Raw genomic sequence first — 732 nt, 5'->3', positions numbered from 1 at the left:
TGAATTATTATCCGTGATGGTGACGGTCACGCTGTTACCCGACTCAGCGCCAGAACCGGCAATGAGTACATCGTTGTCTTCGGCTGCGTTGACCAGTCCGTCGGTTTCTATCGGCGTGGTGATGGTCACCGCAGAAGGCGCGGCATTGTCCAGGGTAATGGTTTGCGTCGCAGCGGTGGACGTGTTGCCCGCCGTATCTGCTTGCGTCGCTGATACCGTCAAGGTGCCGTTGTTCAGGCCGCTGACATCCAGCTCACTGCCACTCAGTGTCCAGTTGCCAGAGTTATCGGCAGTCACCGTACGGCTCACCGAACTATTGTTGTCCGTGATGGTGACGGTGACACTGTTGCCCGACTCCGCACCGGAACCGGCAATGAGTACATCGTTGTCTTCAGCCGCATTCACAATGCCATCGGTTTCTATCGGCGTGGTGATGGTCACGGCCGACGGCGCGGCATTATCCAGGGTAATGGTTTGCGTCGCAGCCGTAGAGGTATTGCCCGCCGTATCCGCTTGCGTTGCCGACACCGTGAGTGTGCCATTGTTCAGGCCGCTGACATCCAGCTCACTGCCGCTCAGCGTCCAGTTACCGGAATTATCGGCGGTCACAGTGCGACTGACCGAGCTGTTGTTGTCCGTGATGGTCACGGTGACACTGTTACCCGCTTCGGCGCCGGAACCGGCAATGAGTACATCGTTGTCTTCGGCTGCATTGACCAGTCCGTCGGTTTC

At 58.1% G+C, this 732-nt stretch carries 1 protein-coding gene; it reads right to left on the bottom strand.

The window, feature by feature from the left end; all coding sequences use genetic code 11:
* On the bottom strand, nucleotides 1–732 hold a 732-nt coding region (locus TW77_RS23680), incomplete at both ends, for an Ig-like domain-containing protein (RefSeq protein ID WP_046007441.1).

The organism is Pseudoalteromonas rubra, assembly GCF_000967655.1.
GTDB classification, from domain to species: Bacteria; Pseudomonadota; Gammaproteobacteria; order Enterobacterales; family Alteromonadaceae; genus Pseudoalteromonas; species Pseudoalteromonas rubra_A.
This window is presented reverse-complemented; position numbering and strand designations above follow the sequence as displayed.